This is a genomic window from Agromyces sp. Soil535 (genome assembly GCF_001428255.1).
In the GTDB taxonomy this organism is placed as follows: domain Bacteria; phylum Actinomycetota; class Actinomycetes; order Actinomycetales; family Microbacteriaceae; genus Agromyces.
The window spans coordinates 22,884-42,211 of sequence record NZ_LMRW01000010.1 but is presented as its reverse complement, the minus strand read 5'-3'; the positions used below and the strand labels follow the sequence as shown (position 1 = coordinate 42,211).

At 70.4% G+C, this 19,328-nt stretch carries 16 protein-coding genes and 1 pseudogene; 4 read left to right on the top strand and 13 right to left on the bottom strand.

The annotated features are described in order from the left end of the window. Nucleotides 1-20: 20 nt before the first annotated feature. Nucleotides 21-962 (bottom strand): LysR family transcriptional regulator, encoded by a 942-nt coding sequence (locus ASG80_RS08850; protein WP_056729815.1) that lies wholly within the window; start codon nt 960-962, stop codon nt 21-23. 81 nt (nt 963-1,043) lie between these two features. Here ASG80_RS08850 and ASG80_RS08845 point away from each other — a divergent pair, with 81 nt between their 5' ends. Further along, nucleotides 1,044-2,075, top strand: coding sequence for an aminotransferase class V-fold PLP-dependent enzyme (locus ASG80_RS08845; RefSeq protein ID WP_056729814.1), 1,032 nt, complete (start codon nt 1,044-1,046; stop codon nt 2,073-2,075). 9 nt (nt 2,076-2,084) lie between these two features. On the opposite strand, the gene ASG80_RS08840 is transcribed toward ASG80_RS08845, so the two are convergent. From ASG80_RS08840 to ASG80_RS08810, 7 genes and pseudogenes are all read right to left on the bottom strand, one after another. Then, nucleotides 2,085-2,858 carry a fumarylacetoacetate hydrolase family protein gene (locus ASG80_RS08840; RefSeq protein ID WP_056729813.1) on the bottom strand — a complete coding sequence of 258 codons (774 nt, stop codon included), beginning with the start codon at nt 2,856-2,858 and terminating at the stop codon, nt 2,085-2,087. 10 nt (nt 2,859-2,868) lie between these two features. Then, nucleotides 2,869-3,372 carry a GNAT family acetyltransferase gene (locus ASG80_RS08835; RefSeq protein WP_056729812.1) on the bottom strand — a complete coding sequence of 168 codons (504 nt, stop codon included), beginning with the start codon at nt 3,370-3,372 and terminating at the stop codon, nt 2,869-2,871. Next, entirely contained in the window at nt 3,372-4,487 is a 1,116-nt protein-coding gene (locus ASG80_RS08830) for a branched-chain amino acid aminotransferase (RefSeq protein WP_056729811.1), read from the bottom strand. Before ASG80_RS08830 ends, ASG80_RS08835 begins: the two co-directional genes overlap by 1 nt. A gap of 24 nt (nt 4,488-4,511) precedes the next feature. Next, nucleotides 4,512-5,573: a 3-isopropylmalate dehydrogenase gene (locus ASG80_RS08825; RefSeq protein ID WP_056729810.1), complete on the bottom strand. Its 1,062-nt coding sequence runs from the start codon at nt 5,571-5,573 to the stop codon at nt 4,512-4,514. Between the two features lie 77 nt (nt 5,574-5,650). After that, nucleotides 5,651-6,688 (bottom strand): cytochrome d ubiquinol oxidase subunit II, encoded by a 1,038-nt coding sequence (gene cydB / locus ASG80_RS08820; RefSeq protein WP_082590006.1) that lies wholly within the window; start codon nt 6,686-6,688, stop codon nt 5,651-5,653. Between the two features lie 23 nt (nt 6,689-6,711). Next, a pseudogene (locus ASG80_RS24115) lies at nt 6,712-8,030 on the bottom strand (cytochrome ubiquinol oxidase subunit I). A gap of 205 nt (nt 8,031-8,235) precedes the next feature. Continuing rightward, complete coding sequence (locus ASG80_RS08810) at nt 8,236-9,819, bottom strand: MFS transporter (protein WP_082590004.1); 1,584 nt, start codon at nt 9,817-9,819, stop codon at nt 8,236-8,238. A 77-nt stretch (nt 9,820-9,896) separates the two neighbouring features. Here ASG80_RS08810 and ASG80_RS08805 point away from each other — a divergent pair, with 77 nt between their 5' ends. Further along, the gene (locus ASG80_RS08805) at nt 9,897-10,463 is read left to right on the top strand and encodes a TetR/AcrR family transcriptional regulator (protein WP_056729848.1); all 567 of its coding nucleotides are present in this window, start codon (nt 9,897-9,899) and stop codon (nt 10,461-10,463) included. Here ASG80_RS08805 and serA read toward each other — a convergent pair. The 4 genes from serA to ASG80_RS08785 all read right to left on the bottom strand — a co-directional run bounded on the left by serA (nt 10,453) and on the right by ASG80_RS08785 (nt 13,455). After that, entirely contained in the window at nt 10,453-12,042 is a 1,590-nt protein-coding gene (serA, locus tag ASG80_RS08800) for a phosphoglycerate dehydrogenase (protein WP_056729809.1), read from the bottom strand. The two genes, ASG80_RS08805 and serA, sit on opposite strands and share 11 nt — an antisense overlap. Nucleotides 12,043-12,188: 146 nt before the next feature. Then, a complete protein-coding gene (locus ASG80_RS08795) occupies nt 12,189-12,596 on the bottom strand; it encodes a hypothetical protein (protein ID WP_056729808.1) in 408 nt (135 codons plus the stop codon). A gap of 1 nt (nt 12,597) precedes the next feature. Further along, entirely contained in the window at nt 12,598-13,113 is a 516-nt protein-coding gene (locus tag ASG80_RS08790) for a hypothetical protein (protein ID WP_056729807.1), read from the bottom strand. A gap of 42 nt (nt 13,114-13,155) precedes the next feature. Beyond that, complete coding sequence (locus ASG80_RS08785; RefSeq protein ID WP_056729806.1) at nt 13,156-13,455, bottom strand: hypothetical protein; 300 nt, start codon at nt 13,453-13,455, stop codon at nt 13,156-13,158. A gap of 113 nt (nt 13,456-13,568) precedes the next feature. Between ASG80_RS08785 and ASG80_RS08780 the strand changes: the two genes are divergently transcribed. After that, nucleotides 13,569-17,780: a BTAD domain-containing putative transcriptional regulator gene (locus tag ASG80_RS08780; protein WP_082590002.1), complete on the top strand. Its 4,212-nt coding sequence runs from the start codon at nt 13,569-13,571 to the stop codon at nt 17,778-17,780. 49 nt (nt 17,781-17,829) lie between these two features. Here the strand turns inward: ASG80_RS08780 and ASG80_RS08775 are convergent, their stop codons facing one another. Continuing rightward, nucleotides 17,830-18,570: a copper homeostasis protein CutC gene (locus ASG80_RS08775; RefSeq protein ID WP_056729804.1), complete on the bottom strand. Its 741-nt coding sequence runs from the start codon at nt 18,568-18,570 to the stop codon at nt 17,830-17,832. A 70-nt stretch (nt 18,571-18,640) separates the two neighbouring features. Here ASG80_RS08775 and merB point away from each other — a divergent pair, with 70 nt between their 5' ends. Then, nucleotides 18,641-19,312, top strand: a complete 672-nt coding sequence (merB, locus tag ASG80_RS08770; protein ID WP_056729803.1) for an organomercurial lyase — start codon at nt 18,641-18,643, stop codon at nt 19,310-19,312. Nucleotides 19,313-19,328: the final 16 nt, after the last annotated feature.

Sequence of the window (19,328 nt, the reverse complement as noted above, 5' to 3'; positions counted from 1 at the left end):
TTCGGCCGCGTCGCCCGCGGTCACGTGGCGGCGACCGACTCGAGCGCGGCGATGGTCGCCGCGACGGCCGGCACGCGCTCGGCGCCGCGAGCCGTGACGAGGTGGAGCGAGCGCACGTCGGCTCGCGCCGTGGGGCGGATCACGATCCCCGGATGCCGCGGCGACGCGGCGAGCGCGAGGTCAGGCAGCAACGCCACCCCGAGACCCTGTGCGACCATCCCCTCGACGGCCACGAAGTTGTCGGTCTCGAAGGCGATGCGCGGCGTGAACCCGGCGGCGGCGGCGAGCTCGAGCAGATGGCCGCGGCACCGCGGGCATCCGGCGATCCACGGGTCGTCGCCGACGGCGGAGAGGTCCACGACGTCGGATGCCGCGGCCGGATGCCCCGCCGGCAGTACCAGCCGGATCGGCTCCTCGCCGAACGCGCGCACGTCGAGGCCGCGCGCGCTGGCGCGGTGGGGGTCGTCGCGGTCGCCGGGATAGCTGAACGTGATGGCGAGGTCGGCACGGTCGGCGCGCACGGCGGCGACCGCCTCGGGCGGCTCGGCCTCAACGTAGGTGACGGCCACGCCGGGGTGCGCGGCGCCGAGCGCGGCGATGAGCCTGGGCACGAGGGTCGCCGACGCCGAGGGGAACGCCACCAGCCGCACGCGTCCGGCACGGAGCCCGCGGATCTCGGCGAGCTCACCGGCCGCCGCCTCGAGTGCGGTCGCCACGGCATTGGCATGTCGGGCGAGCACCCGACCCGACTGCGTGAGGCGGATGCCGCGGCCGACGCGCTCGACGAGCGCGATACCGGTGCGCTCCTCGAACCGGCGCAGCTGTTGGCTCACCGCGGGCTGGCTGTAGCCGAGCGCCTCGGCCGCGGCGGTGAGTGAGCCGTGCTCGGCGATCTGGCGCACCACGCGGACGGTCTGCAGGTCGAGTGCGGCGGCGAGGCCTTCGATGGATGCGTCGGACATGCGCAAAGCATAACCGCATGGCATGGATGCGATCACTTACCTGCCCTTGTCGAATGGATCAGGCCCGCGGAGACTGGACGCATGCGCTCCCTTCGCAACCGTTTCGCCGCCGGCCGCGGGTACCTTGCCGCGTGCCTGCTCGGCCTGCCCGCAGACGTCACCCGCGACGCCGTGCGTCGTGACCTCGACCGGTGGGCGGTTGGCAAAGCCAGCGCGGACGAGTACTCCGCGATCCTCGAGCGGGCGCGCGGGCACGCCGCGACGCTGCTCGGCGTCGACGCCGGCCGGGTGGCCACCGGATCGCAGGTCTCGGTGTTCGCGAGCCTCGCCGCGTCATCCGCCCCGGCCGGCGCCGACGTCGTCTGCGTCGACGGCGATTTCTCATCCATCGTCGGACCGTTCCTCGCGCGGGGCGACCTGCGCGTGCGCCACGTGCCGCTGGAGGGGCTCGCCGACGCCGTCGGCCCCGGGACATGGATGGTCTCGTACTCGCTCGTGCAGTCCGCAACGGGCGAGGTCGCCGATGCGGCATCCGTCGCCGAGGCCGCCAGGGCCGTCGGCGCGCGCGTGCTGGTGGACACGACCCAGGCGACCGGATGGCTCCCCACCACCGACCTCGAAGCCGACCTGATCGTGTGCCACGCGTACAAGTGGCTCAGCGCCCCGCGCGGGGCGGCATTCGCCGCGTTCTCGGAACGCGCCGCCGCCGAGATCACGCCGCGCACCGCCGGATGGTACTCGGGCGCCGACCCGTGGGCGTCATGCTACGGGCCGGAACTCCACCTCGCCGATGACGCCAGCCGGTTCGACGTCTCCCCCGCCTGGCACGCGTGGGTCGGCGCCGAGGCCGCCCTCGGGCTCGCCGCGTCGCTCGACGCCGAGGAGGTGCGCTCGCACGCCGTCGGTCTCGCGAACGCCTTCCGCGAGCGGCTCGACCTGGCGCCGTCCGACAGTGCCATCGTCACCTGGCCCGACGAAGCCGGCATCGAGCTGGCGGCGCTCACCGCAGCGGGCATCACCGCGTCGGGCCGCGCCGGACGCGCGCGCGTCGCGTTCCACCTCTGGAACGACGACGAGGACGTCGACCTCGCCGCGAGCACGCTGGGCCGCTGACCGACCGGGTCAGCGTGCCGCGCGCACCGGGTTCGAGAGCGTGCCGAGTCCCGACACCGTGACCTCGACCGTGTCGCCGTCGACGATCGGGCCGACCCCCGACGGCGTGCCCGTGAGGATCACGTCGCCGGGCAGCAGCGTGAACACGCTCGACGCGTAGGCGACGATCGCCCCGATCGAGTGCACCATGTCGGCGAGCCGGCCCTCCTGGCGGCGTTCGCCGTTGACGCTCGTCTCGATCGTGCCGTGGGCGAGATCGAGCTCGGTGTCGATCACGGGACCGAGCGGGCAGAACGTGTCGAAGCCCTTCGCGCGCGTCCACTGGCCGTCGCGCCGCTGCAGGTCACGGGCGGTCACGTCGTTCGCGATCGTGTATCCGAAGACGACCGCCGCGGCATCCGCCTCGGCCACGTGCCTGGCGATGCGGCCGATGACGACCGCGAGCTCGCCCTCGTGCTCGACCTGCTCGCTCTGCTGCGGCAGCACGATCGGGTCGCCGGGCCCGATGACCGAGGTGTTCGGCTTCAGGAAGAGCAGCGGTTCCGCCGGCGCCTCACCGCCCATCTCTGCCGCGTGCTCGCGGTAGTTCTTGCCGACCGCGACGACCTTGGACCGCGGGATGACCGGTGCGAGCAGCTTCGCTTCCGCGAGCCGCACCCGCTCCCCCGTCGGCTCGTACCCGGCGAACATCGGATCGCCCTTCAGCACGACGAGCTCGTCCTCCTCCTCGTCGACGATGCCGAAGGCGATGGACTCGCCATGCGAGAAGCGCGCGATCTTCATGGTGCCCAGCCTATTGGGCCGTGACATCCGGGACGTCGGGGATCAGCCGCTTGCCGAGGCTCACCGCATGGTCGGGCTCGTAGCCGAGCGAGCGGTACCAGTCGATCACGCCCTGGTTCGTCGACCGCACCTGCAGGTTGAGCTTCGGGCATCCGCGCCCGGCGAGCAGTCGCTCGGCCTCGGCCATGAGCGCCGCACCGATGCCCTCGCTGCGGCGCGACTCGTCGACGGCGAGGTAGTTCACCCAGCCGCGATGCCCGTCGTAGCCCACCGTCGCGGCGCCGACGACGGCCATAACACCGTCGGGCGAGGCGTGCTCGGCGACCAGGAACAGCTCGGGCTGCACGGTGAGCTTGCGCTCGATGTCGCGGTACGGGTCGTTCCACGGCACCACCAGGCCGGAGGCGCGCCAGAGCGCCACGACCTGCTCCGTGTCCTCACGGCGGAAGGGCCGGATGAGAACGGGAGGTCTCGAGACGCTCGCTTCGCCCGCTCCTCGACCAGCGGGTTGCATCAGGCGTCGAGCCGCGTCATCCAGCCGTGGCGATCCTCGACGCGGCCGTACTGGATGCCCGTGAGCTCCTCGCGAAGCGAGAGTGCGAGCTCGGACGCCCCCTCGCCCGAGTGCACGATCTCGAAGTCCTCCGCGAGCAGGCGCCCGATCGGCGTGATCACCGCTGCGGTGCCGCACGCGAACGCGCCGACGATCTCGCCGGATGCCGCACCCTCGCGCCACTCGTCGAGGGTCACCTTCCGGCTCTCGACCGTGTGCCCGCGGTCCTTCGCGAGCTGCAGCACCGAGTCGCGCGTGATGCCCTCGAGGATCGAGTCCGACTCGGGCGTGACGACCGTGCCGTCCCGGTAGACGAGCACGATGTTCATGCCGCCGAGCTCCTCGAGGTACTTGCCCTCGTCGAGGAACAGCACCTGCTGGCATCCGTGATCTGCCGCCTCCGCCTGCGGGAGCAGGCTCGATGCGTAGTTGCCGCCCGTCTTCGCGGCGCCAGTGCCGCCCTTGCCGGCGCGCGCGTACTTCGTGGAGAGCCAGATGGAGACGGGCTGCACGCCGCCGTGGAAGTAGGCGCCGGCCGGGCTCGCGATGAGGTAGTAGGCCACCTTCTTCGCAGGACGCACGCCCAGGAACGCCTCCTTGGCGAACATGAAGGGACGCAGGTACAGGCTCGTCTCCGGCGCGGTCGGCACCCAGGCGCCGTCGACCGCGATCAGCTGCTTCAGGGAGTCGATGAAGTACGCGCTCGGCAGCTCGGGCAGCGCGAGGCGCGCGGCCGAACGCTGCATCCGGGCGGCGTTCTCGTAGGGACGGAACGTCGAGATCGACCCGTCGGCGTGACGGTAGGCCTTCAGGCCCTCGAAGATCTCCTGCGCGTAGTGCAGCACCGCGGCCGAGGGCTCGAGCTCGATCGGCCCGTACGGCGAGACACGCGGCCGGTGCCAGCCGCCCTTCTCCGACCAGCACAGGTCGACCATGTGGTCGGTGAAGTGGTTGCCGAAGCCGGGGTCGGCGAGGATGGCCTCGCGCTCGACGTCGCTCTTCGCCTCCTCATTGCGGGTGACGTTCCAGGTGAGTCCGGCGGCGGAGGGTGCCTGGAGCGGGAGGTTGATGGTCATGGTTCCGTCCTTCGGATGCGCTGGTTACTCGTGTGTGCCGATGCGGGCGACGATCGCGTCGCCGACCTCGGAGGTCGAACGTCTCGTGTCGCCGCGCCCGGCGATGTCCGCGGCGACCGCCCGCTGCACCTTTCCGGCCTGCTCCGAGTGACCGAGGTGGTCGAGCAGCAGGGCGACGGAGAGGATCGCGGCGGTGGGGTCGGCGACGCCCTTCCCGGCGATGTCGGGTGCTGAGCCGTGGACCGGCTCGAACATGCTCGGGAACCGGCCGTCGGGGTTGATGTTGCCCGAGGCCGCCAGGCCGATGCCGCCGCTGATCGCGCCGGCCAGATCGGTGAGGATGTCGCCGAAGAGGTTGTCCGTGACGATGACATCGAATCTAGCAGGATCCGTCACGAGGAAGATCGTGGCGGCGTCGACGTGCAGGTAGTCGACCGCGACGTCGGGGAACTCGGCGGCGACGGCGTCGACGGTGCGCTTCCAGAGGGAGCCCGCGAACACGAGCACGTTGGTCTTGTGCACGAGCGTGAGCTTCTTGCGAGGGCGGGCGGATGCCGCGGCGAAGGCGTAGCGCACCACGCGCTCGACCCCGAAGGCGGTGTTCACCGAGACCTCGTTGGCGACCTCGGCGGGCGTGCCGACGCGGATCGCTCCCCCGTTGCCGACGTAGGGACCCTCGGTGCCCTCGCGCACGACGACGAAGTCGATCTCGCCGGGGTTCGCGAGCGGACTCACGACACCGGGGTGCAGCACCGACGGGCGGAGGTTCACGTAGTGGTCGAGCTCGAAGCGGAGCTTCAGCAGCAGTCCGCGCTCGATGTTGGCGCCCGCGAGCCTCGGGTCGCCCGGCGCGCCGCCCACCGCGCCGAGCAGGATCGCGTCGTGATCCTTGATGGCGGCGAGGTCGTCGTCGGTCAGCACGTCGCCCGTCTCGAGGTACCGCGCCGCGCCCAGTGAGAACGGCGTCTGCTCGAAGACGACGTCGGTGCCGGCGACGGCCGCGTCGAGCGCCCTGAGGGCCTCCGCGACGACCTCGGGACCGATGCCGTCGCCCGGAATGACCGCGAGCCTGACCGTGCCTGCCATGGATTCTCCTTCGTGCGCCAGCCATCCCAGCGTACTGTCCGCCCGAGGAGTGCCTGATCACGCTCGATGCCAGGCGGTCACTCGCTGGGTGCCACCGCGCCCGTCTCGGGCGAGTGACCGGCCTGCGGCGCCGGGCCCGCGATGCGATGCCGGAAGACCACGTACGTGTAGCCCTGGTAGAGCAGCACGATCGGGAAGCACACCGCCGCGACGATCGTCATCACCGTCAGCGCGTAGTCTCCCGACGCACTTCCCGCAACGGTCAGGCTGTTGGCACTGCTGGTACTCGAGACGAGCACGTCGGGGTACAGGCTGGCGAACAGCGATCCGACCGTCGCGGCGATGGCGATCGTGCTCGCGATGAAGGCCAGACCGTCGCGGTGCCTGAGGAGGCCGATGGATGCGGCCAGGGTCCCGAGCACGGCGAGCGCGAGCAGGACGTAGGAGACCACTCCCGGCTGGGCGATCACCACCATCCACACCGCGAAGACGGCGACCGCCACGAGGACGATGATCCCGAGAATCCGACCGTATCGCTGCGCCCGCCGGCGGACGTCATCGGTGGTGCGCAGGGTGAGGAACGTCGACCCGTGGAGCAGGCAGAGCAACAGCACCGTGAGGCCGGTCCACAACCCGAATCCGGTGAACAGATCCCAGAAGCTGCCCGTGAACACCCCGTCCCCGTTGATCGGCAAGCCCGCCAGCAGGTCCCCCAGCGCGATCCCGAGCACCGTGGGGGCGACGACGCTGCCGAGCGTGAGGCACAGGCTCCACGACCAGCGCCACTGGTCGCCGCGCCCCCTCCCGCGCCATTCGAACGACAGGCCGCGCACGATCAGGGCGACGAGCAGCAGCAGCACGGCGAGGTACGCCGCCGAGAACCAGGTCGCGTACCAGGCCGGGAAGGCGGCGAAGATCGCCGCACCGCCCACCACCAACCACACCTCGTTGCCGTCCCAGAACGGGCCGATGGTGTTGATGGCCACCCTCCGTTCGGTCTCGGAGCGGCCGACCACGGAGTGCAGCGCCCCCACGCCGAAATCGAAGCCCTCCAGCACGAAGAACCCGGTCCAGAAGACGGCGACGATGACGAACCACAGGTCGGCGAGGTTCACGGGATCCTCCTCAGCGGGTCAGGTCAGTAGGTGAGGGCCGGGGCGCGGTCGCGTTCGACCTCTTCGTCGGGGGCAGCGAGGTCCCGGCGTCCGTACCGGAGCATCAGCACGACGTCCAGCACGATCAGGACGACGTACACGAGGAAGAAGGCGGACAGGCTGATGATCAGCTCGGTGGCGGAGACGCTGGCCGACACGCCGTCGGCGGTCTTCATCAGCCCCTGGACGATCCACGGCTGCCTGCCGTTCTCGGTGAGCATCCAACCGGCCGTGTTCATCAGGTACGGCAGCGGCACGGCCCACGTGGCGAGGAAGAGGAACACCCTCGAGGTCGGCAGTTTTCGTCGGAACGCGAGCCAGGCCCCCCATGCGGAGAACAGGAAGACGAGGGTGCCGAGGTAGGCCATCACGCGCATCGACCAGTACTGGATGAACACGTTGGGCACGTAGTCGCCAGGACCGTACTCCGCGACGTCCTGCGCCTGGAGCTCGTTGAGGCCGACGACTTCGCCGTCCCAGGTGCCCGTGGCCAACAACGACAGCAGATGCGGAACCTCGATGATCTTGGTGGGATCCTCGTCGTTCGCGCCGCCCCCGATCTGGAACAGGGAGAAGGAGCAGGGCTGGCAGGTCTCCCACTGCGCCTCGGCCGCGGCGATCTTCATCGGCTGGTAGGTCGTCTCGATCACGCCGAGGTGGCTGCCCACCGCCAGGGCCAGCGCAGAGGCCGGGAGCAGCACCACGATCGAGAGCAGCGCCGGCGTCTTGAATGACTCCCTCCCGCGACGGAGCTGCCACGCCGAGACCGCCAACATCACCATCGCACCGGTCACGAGCGAGGCCAGGATCACGTGGACGTACCCCCAGATGAACGCCCGATTGGTGAACAGATCGACGATCGAGGAGAGCACAGGGCGACCGGTATCCGGATCCGTCGTGTAGCCCCCGGGTGCTGCATCCAGGAGTTGGCGGCCATGATGAACGCCGCAGACAGCATGGCCCCGCCGGCCACGAGCCAGACGGAGAGCAGGTGCACACGACGTGGCAGTACCTTCCATCCGAAGAGCCAGAGTCCCAGGAACGTGGACTCCAGGAAGAACGCGGCCAGGCCCTCCATCGCCAATGGGGCTCCGAACACGTCTCCGACGAACAGCGAGTATGCCGACCAGTTCATGCCGAACTGGAACTCCTGCACCAGGCCGGTGACCACGCCGATCGCCACGTTGATCAGCAGCAGGGTGCCGAAGAACCTGGTCAGGCGCTCGTGCCGAGGATCCCCCGAGCGGTACCACGCGGTGTGCTGCAACGCGACCAGGAACGCCAGCCCGATCGTGACCGGCACGAAGAAGAAGTGGTAGATGCTCGTCGAGGCGAACTGAATACGGGCCAGATCGAGCTCGTCCACGAGGCCCCCTGCGGCAATTTCACCCGGCGTCGGTCCGACCGGGCTCGCGCAACGAGAACGCCCCCACGTCCGGAAGTCCTTGAACCGACTCTCGCCCTAGTGTGCTCCGCACACCGCCATCAGGCAACCGTGGGCGACGCCGTCACTCGGCGCGCGACGACCCGGGGTTGCGCAGCGCGACCGCGGCGACGATCGCCGCCGCGACCATGAGCGCGACCCCGATGAGCGAGGTCACCACGACGCCGCCGTCGAACGCGTGCGCCGCGGATGCCGCGAGCTCGGCCCCGATCGCGCCGGGCAGTTGCTCGGACACCGTGACGGCGCCTGCGAGCGTCTCGCGGGCGGCATCCGCCTGGGCGTCGGTCAGGATGGAGGGCAGCACGATTCCCGCCCGGAACTGCGAGGCGAGGATGCTGCCGAGCACCGCCGTGCCGAGCACCGCCCCGAGTTCGTAGGCCGTCTCGGACACCGCCGAGGCCGCCCCGGCCTTCGCGGGCGGTGCGCTCGAGAGGATGAGCTCGTTCGAGACCGTCTCGGCCGAGCCGATGCCGACGCCGAGCAGCACGAACGCGACGACGATCGGCGCGATCGACTCGGCGCTGGTGGTGAGGGCGATCACGAGGTAGCCGGCAGCCGAGAGCCCCAGCGCCACCGGCACCAGCACGCGCGGACGCACGCGCCGCGCGATCGGGACCACGACGAGTCCCGCCACGATCATCGCGACGAGGCCTGGCACGAGTGCGAGCCCGGCCTGCACCGGGCTGAGCCCGGCGATGAGCTGGAGGTGCTGCGACACGAAGTAGAGGAACCCGACGAGCGCGATGACGCTGAACAGGTTCACCAGCACGGCGCCGCCGAACGAACCCTGGCGGAAGAGCCGCACGTCGAGCATGGGCGAACCGCTGCGCAGCTGACGTCGCACGAACCAGAGCGCGCAGAAGGTGCCGAGCACGATCGCCTGCACGCCGAACCCGTCGACGCCCTCGGTCGCGAGCGACTTGATGCCGTAGACGATGGGCCCCATGGCCGCGAGCGAGAGCACGGTGCTCAGCACGTCGATGCGCCCCGGCGCGGGGTCACGGCTCTCGGGGACCAGCAGCGGCACGAGCACGAACATCGGCACGAGCACGGGCACCGCGAGCAGGAAGACCGACCCCCAGGCGAAGTGCTCGAGCAGCAGGCCGCCGACCAGCGGGCCGAGTGCACTGCCGGCCGCGAAGCCCGAGGCCCAGATCGCGATCGCGAGCCGGCGCTGCTCGCGGTCGGTGAAGACGGCGCGCAGCAGCGACAGGGTCGACGGCATGAGCATGGCGCCGAAGAATCCGAGCGCAGCTCGAGCGGAGATGAGGGCCTCGGCGGTCGGCGCGAAGGCGGCGACGATCGAGACCACCGCGAAGCCGGTGGAACCGATCAGCAGGAGACGACGCCGCCCGAACCGGTCGCCGGCGTTGCCCATCGCCACGAGCAGACCGGCGAGCACGAGCGGGTACGCGTCGATGATCCACAGCTGCTGGGCGGCGGTGGGCGCGAGGTCGCGAGAGATCGCCGGCAGTGCGAAGCTCAGCACCGTGTTGTCGACCGAGACGAGCAGCACGGGCAGCATGAGCACAACGAGTGCGAACCACGCGCGTCGCGGGGCGCGCGAGGTGCGACCGGGGTCGACGTGCGCGGCAGTGTTCGTCACGCGCTCGATCGGCTGGGTCACGGGTTCGGTGGTGTTCGTCATCTCGGCTTCCATTACTATACCGTCCAGTCGGTATAGTATCAGGCGATGAACGGATGCCGCTCGCTACGATCGAGCACATGAGCCGCCCCCCAGCCGCACGCGACGCCGTGCTCGACGCCTTCGAGGGGATCCTCGTGCACGACGGCGAACGTGCGGCGACCCTCGACGCCACCGCGCGCGCCGCCGGGGTCTCGAAGGGCGGCCTGTTGTATCACTTCGCGTCGAAGGAGGCGCTGATCGAGGGCCTCATCGGGCGCCTCGAGGCGCTCGTAGAGGGCGACGTGGAGGCGATCGACCACGCACCCGAGGGGGCGATCGCCTACTTCGTGCGATCGTCGGTCGCGATGGAGCATCCGCTCGACCGAGCCGTCGTGGCCACCGCCCGCCTCGCGCAGGGCGGCAACGCGGCCGCGGTCCGCGCCATCCGAGACGCGCGGACACGGTGGTTCGAGGCCATCGGGCGGTACGTGGCCGACCCCGCCGTGGCGCTGGCGATAACGCTGATCGGCGACGGCCTCTACTACGACTCCGCCCTGCACGGCGACGACGAACTCGGCGTCGACGCGCCCCGCGCCGCGGAGATGGACGCCCTGGTCGCGCTGCTCGAACGGCTCGCGAAGGAGCCGCCGCCCGCTACTCGGTGATGTCGATCTCCACGAGCACGTCGGCCTCGATCGCCGTGCGCACGCGCTCCAGCACGTCTGCCGGCACGGGCGAGTCCACTGTGAGCACGCTGAGCGCCTGGCCGCCGGCCTCGCGGCGCGCGATCTGCATGCCCGCGATGTTGATGGCGGCATCGCCGAACTCGCGGCCGTAGATCGCCACGATGCCGGGACGATCGGTGTACTCCATGACGATGTGCGTGGTGGCGATCGGCACCTCGATCTCGTAGCCGTCGATGCCGACGAGCTTCTCGATCTGCTTGGGTCCCGTGAGGGTGCCCGACACCGAGAGCTGGCGCCCGTCGCCGAGAGCGCCGCTCAGGGTGATGACGTTGCGGTACTCGGGCGAGTTCGTGTCGGTGATCAGGCGCACGTCGATGCCGCGCTGCTCCGCGAGCAGCGGCGCGTTCACGTACGACACGGTCTCGCTCACGATGTTCGTGAAGATGCCCTTGAGGGCGGCGAGCTTGTACACGCTGACGTCGAAGTCGACGAGCTCACCGCGCACCTCGACGTCGACGTTCGTGATCGCGGCGTTCGCGAGCCCCGCGAAGAGCTGGCCGAGCTTCTCGACGAGCGGGATGCCGGGGCGCACGTACGGGTCGATGATGCCGCCCGCGACGTTCACCGCGTCGGGCACGAGCTCGCCTGCGAGTGCCAGCCGCACCGACTTCGCGACCGACACTCCCGCCTTCTCCTGGGCCTCGTCGGTCGACGCGCCGAGGTGCGGGGTGACGATCACGTTCGGCAGCGCGAGCAGCGGCGACTCGCGCGGCGGCTCCGACACGAACACGTCGAGGCCGGCGCCGGCGATCCTGCGAGCGGCGAGCGCCTCGTACAGGGCGTCCTCGTCGATGAGGCCGCCGCGCGCGACGTTCACGACGAACGAGGTCGGCTTCATCTTGGCGAGCTGCTCGGCCCCGATCATGCCGGTGGTCTCGGGCGTCTTGGGCATGTGGATCGTGATGAAGTCGCTGCGCTCGAGGAGCTCGTCGAGGCTCACGGCCTGCACCCCGAGCTGCTGCGCCCGTGCCGCGGTGATGTACGGGTCGTAGGTGATGACCTCGGTGCCGAACGCCTGGAGGCGAGCGGCGATGAGTGCACCGATGCGGCCGAGGCCGATGATGCCGATGGTCTTCTCGTAGAGCTCCACGCCGGTGTAGTGCGACCGCTTCCACTCCCCCTGTGCGAGCGCCGAGTGCGCTGCGGGGATGTGACGGGCGAGGCTCAGGATGTGACCGACGGTGAGCTCGGCTGCAGAGATGATGTTCGAGGTCGGCGCGTTCACGACCATGACGCCGGCCGTCGTGGCCGCCTTGATGTCGACGTTGTCGAGGCCGACGCCCGCGCGCGCGATGACCTTCAGCTTCGGGGCGGCGGCGATCGCCTCGGCGTCGACCTTCGTGGCGGAGCGCACGAGGATCGCGTCCGCCTCGGGGAGGGCCGCGAGCAGCGCGGAACGGTCGGTGCCGTCGACGTTGCGGATGTCGAAGTCGGGCCCGAGGGCGTCGACGGTGGCGGGCGAGAGTTCTTCGGCGATCAGCACGACCGGCTTTGACACGAACGATTCCTTCGGGTGCGAAGCGCGCGCACGGCGCTCTGATGTGCGGTGGGGTGCGCCACACGCCTTGGGGCGCCTACCCGCACAACTCTACTGGAGGCCTCATGCGGCATCCGTTCTGTGACGACGCGAGCGTCACAGGCCGGTCAGGAGAAGTCGAGCCCGCCGAGCTCGAACAAGGCCGAGAGGTCGAGCGTGAGGGCTTGCACGACCGCGTACCCGGCGAGGAACAGCACGATCTGCGCGAGCGGACCGCGGTGGCGCCCCAACCAGAATGCGAGGCCGAACACGAGGAACGGCACGACGAGCGCGACGACGAGCAGCGCGATGCCCCAGCCGGTGAGCGAGACGCCGAGCGTGCCGGCCTCGATGTTCAGGCCGACGAGATTGCCGACGGCCTCCCACACGTCGTAGGCGTAGAGCACGCCGAAGACGACCGCGATCGTCACGGCGAGCCACAGCGGTGTCGTCGGTCGCGCCGATGTGGCCTTGGTCGCGCTCCTCGCGTCGGTCGTACCCGCGTCGTCGCCCAGTGGAACGGATGCCTCGGTCATCTCACCCTCGCAGCAGGAACGGGACGGGCACGAGTAGGACTGCACCGGCGAGGAGCCAGATCATGCGCGCACGGCGGCGCCCGGCGGCGAGCCACAGCACGGCGCCGAACCACAGCGCCGGCGCGAGCACGGCGAACCAGCGGCCGAGTCCGAACATGAACTGGGCGACCGGATCGGCGAGCTCGGGCGCGGGAGAGGTCGCCCAGAACAGCCAGCCGACGGCATACACCAGGTAGACGCCGCCGAGCATCCCGACGAGCACGAGCTCCGCGGAGCTCGGCTGGGCGGCGGCTTCCGCCTCGACGTCGGTGGCGCCGGTCGAGGCGGTCGTGCGCTCGGCGCCGGCCTCGTCGGATGCCGCGACGTCGCCTTCGACCGCAGCGGATGCCGCGGCATCCGTCGCATCCGACGCCGCATCGAGCGGCACCGGCTTGCCGACGGTCTTCCACCCTGGCGCGAGCGTGGGGTCGTCGTCACCCTCCCAGCGCAGCGCGTCGTCGTCGGGATCGCGGGTCATACGACCAGACTATCCAGTCCCATGGCCCGCGCCGACGTCGGTTCAGTGGCCGAGGCGGAGGCGTCGTTCGACCTGATCGAAGGTGTTCAGCGGTGGCTGTGTCGCCGCAGGAGCCTTGCCGGCCTGCACGTGGTGCTGGGCGCGTTCGACCTCGTGAGCGATCTCGCTGGCGAGCCGATCCGCTCGCGCCTCAGCGTCGCGGAGCTCTGCGCGCTGGTCGGCCTGCCGATGGGTGACTTCCTGTGTGTCTCGGAGGCCGGCGCATCCGACCATCCCGAGGCCGAGAGCGGCGGCGAGCGCCGCCGCGACGAGCTTCTTCTGGGTGTTCTGTGTGGTGTTCATGACGGCAGGTTCGCTCTCGCGGGTATGGTCCCGCGGATGGATCGGTATGGAACGGGTATGGGCGCGTTCCGCCTTTCGTTGACAACCGCCATGGCCGCGCCCACACTGCAGGGGTGGAGATCCGAGTGCTCGGTGACCTCACGATCGACGGCGGGCGACTCAGTCCGAAAGAGCGTTCCCTGCTCGCCGCCCTCGTCCTCCGGGCCGGCAACGTCGTCACACCGCCCGAGTTGGCCGATGCGGTGTGGGGCGACGAGCTGCCGAACACCTGGCCGAAACAGGTGCAGGCCTTCGTCGTCCGGATCCGCCGCGCGCTGGGCTCGACGTCCATCGCCACGACGCGTGGGGGCTACCGACTCCGGGTTGATCCCGACTCGATCGATGCCGTCCGCTATGAGCGGCTCATCGAGAGCGCCGGCCTCCACCGTGCGAACGGCGACCCCGTGCGTGCCATCGACGTGCTCGAGCGGGCGGCCTCGCTCTGGAGCGGAGTGCCGTACTCGGACCTCGGCGAATGGCCGGCCGCGACCGCAGAGGCGGAACGCCTCGAGGAGATCAGGACGTCCGCGGAGGAGGACCTGCAGGCGGCACGGCTCGAGGCTGGCGAGCATCGGGCCGTCGTCCCGGACGCGGAGCGCCTGGTCAGGGCCGACCCCCTTCGAGAACGGCGGTGGGCGATTCTCGTCACGGCGCTCTACCGCAGTGGACGACAAGCCGAGGCCCTCGCCACACTGCGGAGCGCACGCGAGCGGCTGGCCGACGAGCTCGGCATCGAACCCGGAGCGGAACTCGTTGCGCTCGAGTCGGCGATCCTGCACCAGGATGCCTCCCTCGTCACCCCACCGGAGCCGCAACTCACGAGTGGGAACTGCCCCTATCGGGGCCTGCAGCCGTTCGGCACCGACGATGCCGAGGAGTTCTTCGGACGCGACGCCGACATCCAGGCCGCGCTCGCCCGGCTCGCCGGGTCGCCGTTCCTCGCCGTCTCCGGGGCATCCGGGTGCGGGAAATCCTCGCTCGTGCTGGCCGGTCTCGTCCCCGCGCTCCGAGCTCGCGGTGACACCGTGGTCGTCCTCGGCTCGGGGGCGACGCCGATCGCACGACTCCGAGACGCCTTGTCCGGTCGAGGCCACGCCGACGTCGTCGTCATCGACCAGTTCGAGGAACTGTTCCACTCCGGCCTCCCTGAAGCGCACGTGGCGGAGTTCTCAGCGCTGATCGCGGGCGCCGTCGCGGAGGGACAGCGAGTGATCGTCGCCGTACGTGCTGACTTCCTCAGCTCATGCGCAGCCGAGCCGAGCATCGGGCCGCTCTTCGCGGCGGGGGTCCACCTCGTCGGGCCGCTCGGTCCCGACGGGCTCCGCAGTGCCATCGAGGAGCCGGCCCGCCTCGCAGGACTCCGCCTCGAGCCGGGGCTCGTCGAGCTGATCCTGCGAGATGCCGCTGGCGCGCCCGGCGTGCTCCCGCACGTCTCGCACGCCCTCGTGGAGACCTGGCTACGCCGTGAGGGTGCCACGCTGACGGTCGCCGGGTACGAGGATTCCGGCGGGATCTCGGGCGCGATCGCCAAGTCGGCCGACCAGCTCTACCTCTCGCTCGATCCCGAGGCGAGGGCGACGTGCCGCGCAACGTTCCTGCGACTCGTCGAGATCAGTGCGGACGGGGCGCCGATGCGCCGGCGCATCCCGATCACACCGATGCGGCAGGACGCTGCACATGACCGGGTGCTCACGAGTCTCGCGCGGGCCCGCTTGGTCAGCGCCGAGGAGGACTCGCTCATCGTCGCCCACGAGTCGCTCGCGACCGCGTGGCCACGCCTTCGAGGCTGGCTGGAGGATGACGCCGAGGGCCTGCGCGCGATGAGTGCGCTCGCAAGTGCGGCGAGCACCTGGGAGGCGGACGGTCGCCCCGACGAGGATCTGTATCGAGGAGCGCGGCTCAACGCCGTCATCGCATGGCGCGATGCCGCAGACCCCGAACTCACTGAATCGGAGGTCGCCTTCCTCGAGGCGTCCGCTGCGCAGGAGCGTGCCGCCGTCGAGGAGACCGAACACCGTGCCAAGCACGACCGCCGGCAGAACCGTCGACTGCGTGTCCTGCTGACCGCTGCCGTCGCGCTGTTCGCCGTCGCGGTCACCGCCGGAGGCTTCGTCGCGGCCGGGTCGAACGAGACCGCGCACCAGCGGGAGACGGCCCAGATCGAGGCGCTCACGAGTACGGCACGATCGCTGCTGGGAACGGACCGGGACGTCGCGGCCCTGCTCGCGGTGGAAGCCCACCGACGGTGGCCCGACGACCCTCGCGCGCGCTCCGCGCTCATGGGCGCGATGACGAGTTCCCACGGCCTCCTCGCGACGACGCATCTGGAAGGCGTCGAACACATGTCGGGCACGCTCATCCCGGGAACGCGGCGGGCGGTCGCCATGACCCCGGACTGGGCCGCGGTGTACGACATCGACTCCGGTACGCGCTTGTACACCGTCGACCTGCCCAATGCTATACGCGACTTCGACACTCGATACGGTCCGGCGGTCAGCGGGAATGGAGCCCGGGCCGCGTATGCGGAGCCGATCTTCGATGACACCGATACACGGGTGGCGATTCTGCTGTCCACCGCCGACCTTTCGACCGGCGCCCTGATACGGCCGACGATCGAGCTCGACTTCCCGCTCAGTTCCATCGCGATGAACCACGATGGCGACCTGATCGCGGCGATCGACGAGATCGGCATGCTGAGGCTCATCGATGCGAACACCGGCCTCATCCGGGAGGTCACCGGCACCTCCGTCCACGAGGCGCAAGAGAGCACGGACCGGGCCGGTGCGGTGCGCTTCACGCCCGGCGGACTCCTCGTGTACGGCACCGTCGAGGGGCCGTTGCACGTGGTGGACCCGGACGCGGCTGCCGTGGTCGCCACGGTGCCCATGCCCGCGGAGTCGACGAACGTCTCCATGACGGTCGTCTCCGACACGCGCGTCATCACCACGGGCGACCAGTGGATCTCCTCCGTCGACCTCGCCGCGGGCCGGGTCGACTGGTCGCAGCAGTTGGTGACCACGACCAACGATCCGTGCCCGTGGGTGACGGCATCCCTCGAACTCCGGACCGTGTATTGCGGTGACCTGTTCGGTCACATCGATGAGCGGAGCCTCGACACCGGCGCGCCGACCGAGCGCTCATTCGACCCGCAGCTCGGGTTCGTCGGCACGATGTCGGTCGTGGAGGACCGTCAGGAGCTCGTGGTCGTCGGCCGCACCGGGGCGATCACACGCTGGAAGCTCGACGGGTCCGGTGCCGTCACACGGGTCCTCGCGCCCGGTTGGGTGATCCGTGATAGGTATTCGCCGGCCGGCTCGAGCCTCGTCGTCGCCCGCCGCGCCGATGGCGTGGAGTGGTGGGGGGACTACCGCGAGTTCGCGGTGCTCGACACACGCACGGATGAGCTGCTCCTGCGCGTTCCCACCCCCTCGTTCGGGGTCATGTGGGCGGGCGAGTCAACCCTGGTCGGCGACTTCGGCGGCGTCGGGCCGCACCGAACGGGCTACCTCGACATCCGCACCGGTGAGACCTACTCGGGTGATCCACTTCCCGAGAACGTGGAGAGCGTCTGGATGAACGCCCCGGGCGACCGGATGTACGTCGGCCAGCCCGGCGGCGAGATCTGGACCATCGACCCGGCAACCGGCCGCCGCACCGAACCGACGATGCAGACCGACGGCGGCGATCCGGTCCTCATCTCGACGAGTCCCGATGGCAGCCGCGTGCTCGTGACGAGCTGGAACAGGGAGTACACGCCCGATTCGATCCTCTTCGATGCGGAGTCCGGCGAGCGGATCCGGGCCGGACTCGTGGGAATCGGCTTGACGGCTCTGACGGCACGGAACGAAGTCGCCGGCACGGTCCGGTACCAATCCGTCGTCCGCTACGACGCCGGCACGTTCGATCGGATCGGCGCCCTTCCAGGCTCCCCCGGCGGCCTCGACACCGTGAACGTGAGCGCCGACGGCCGCATCCTCAGCACGTACTCCCTGGACAACACCGTGACCCTCTACGACCTCGTCGGCGGCGTGCAGCTCGGTGGTCCCATCACCGTGTCCGGCGAGTGGAATTACCCCCTCGGGGGCGTGTACTCGGGAGTGCTTCGCGCCGATGGGACAGAACTCGCCGTGAACGTCCCGGCCGGCATCGCACTGTGGGATCTGCGGCCGTCATCGCATGCGGATGCGGCCTGCAGGATGGCCGGTCGCGACCTCACGCGTGACGAGTGGATCGCGTATCTCTCCGCACTCGGCCCCTACCGGTCGACCTGCGGATTCTCGGGGTAACGGAGCCTGATCGGGTGGACTCCAGGAATCAGCGCTACGCCGGTCGTCATCAGGTCGCTTCGTGCGCGGCGGTGACCGCTGCGCGCACGATCGCGGCATCCGTCACGTCGAAGCCCACCTCGCCTCCGCCAGACCCGCTGGCGCCACCCCGGCTGGACCTGCCGCGCGCCGACAGGTGCACCGCATCGACCCCGGCTGCCCAGAGCGCGCTGATGTCGTCGATTCGCACCCCGCCGCCGGCCATGATCTCGAGCGCGCCACGCGTCTCCGCCGCCATGGCGGCGATCACCTCGATCCCGGTGCGGCAATCGACGGCGCCGCCTGACGTGAGGACGCGCCGCACCCGGCTTCCGGCGAGCGCGGCGACGGCGGCGAGCGGGTCGGCCGCGGCATCCACCGCGCGATGCACCGTGACGTCGAGGCCCTCGGCTGCGTCGACGAACACGCCAATCGCCTCGACGTCGAGCTCGCCGGCCTCAGTCAGCGCCCCCACGACGACGCCGTCGACGCCGAGCGAGCGAGCGAAATGGATGTCGCGCACGATCGTGTCGAGCTCGTCGTCGTCGTAGAAGAATCCGCCGCCGCGCGGGCGCACGAGCACGTGTACGAATCCTCGAACGGATGCCGCGGCCGCGGCCTGGACCGTCGCCTCGATCAGCCCCGCCGATGGGGTCAGCCCGCCGAGCTCAAGGGCCTGGCAGAGCTCCACGCGCGAGGCGCCGGCCTCGAGCGCGACGCGCGCGCCTGCGGCATCCTGGACGGCGATCTCGACTGGGAGGGGACTCGGCACTCCGTCACCATATCGAGCCGGTGGAGTTCCATCGCTCCACGTTCGGCACCAAGACGGGCAAACTCGAGTCATGACCGACCGCAACGAGATCGTGCGCCTCGCGATCTACGCCGCCCTCGCCGCCACCGGCCGGCTCCCGTCTGCGATCGAACTGGCCGAGGAGACGGGGTACTCCCGATCCGAGCTCGACGAGGCGATGGAAGAGCTCGCGACGAAGCGCCACCTCGTGTTCGACGGCGACCACGAGATCGTGCTCGCCCACCCGTTCGCGACCCGCAACTTCGCGTTCTCGGTGATGGGCGACCGCACCCTCTGGTGGGGCGGCTGCGCTTGGGACGCGTTCGCGATCCCCAACCTCGTCCCCGACGAGCCGTCGGCGCTCGTCGCGACCATGTGCCCGGCCTGCGGCACGCCCCACTCATGGACTGTGACGCGCGACGGACCGCCCGACGGCACGCAGGTCGCCCACTTCCTGACGCCGATGGCCCACGTCTGGGACGACGTCGTGCACGCCTGCGAGAACCAGCGCATCTTCTGCGACGAGACGTGCGTGAACCGGTGGCTCGCGGACACCGGAAACGAGCGCGGTGCGGTGTTCGACCTCGCCACGCTGTGGCGGTTGGCGTCGCAGTGGTATGCGGGTCGCCTCGGCACGCCCTACCGGCGTCGGGAGCCGAAGGAGGCGGCGGAGTACTTCGCGAGCGTCGGGCTCGTCGGCTCGTTCTGGGGGAACGCCCCCTGAGACGCCGAGACCACCG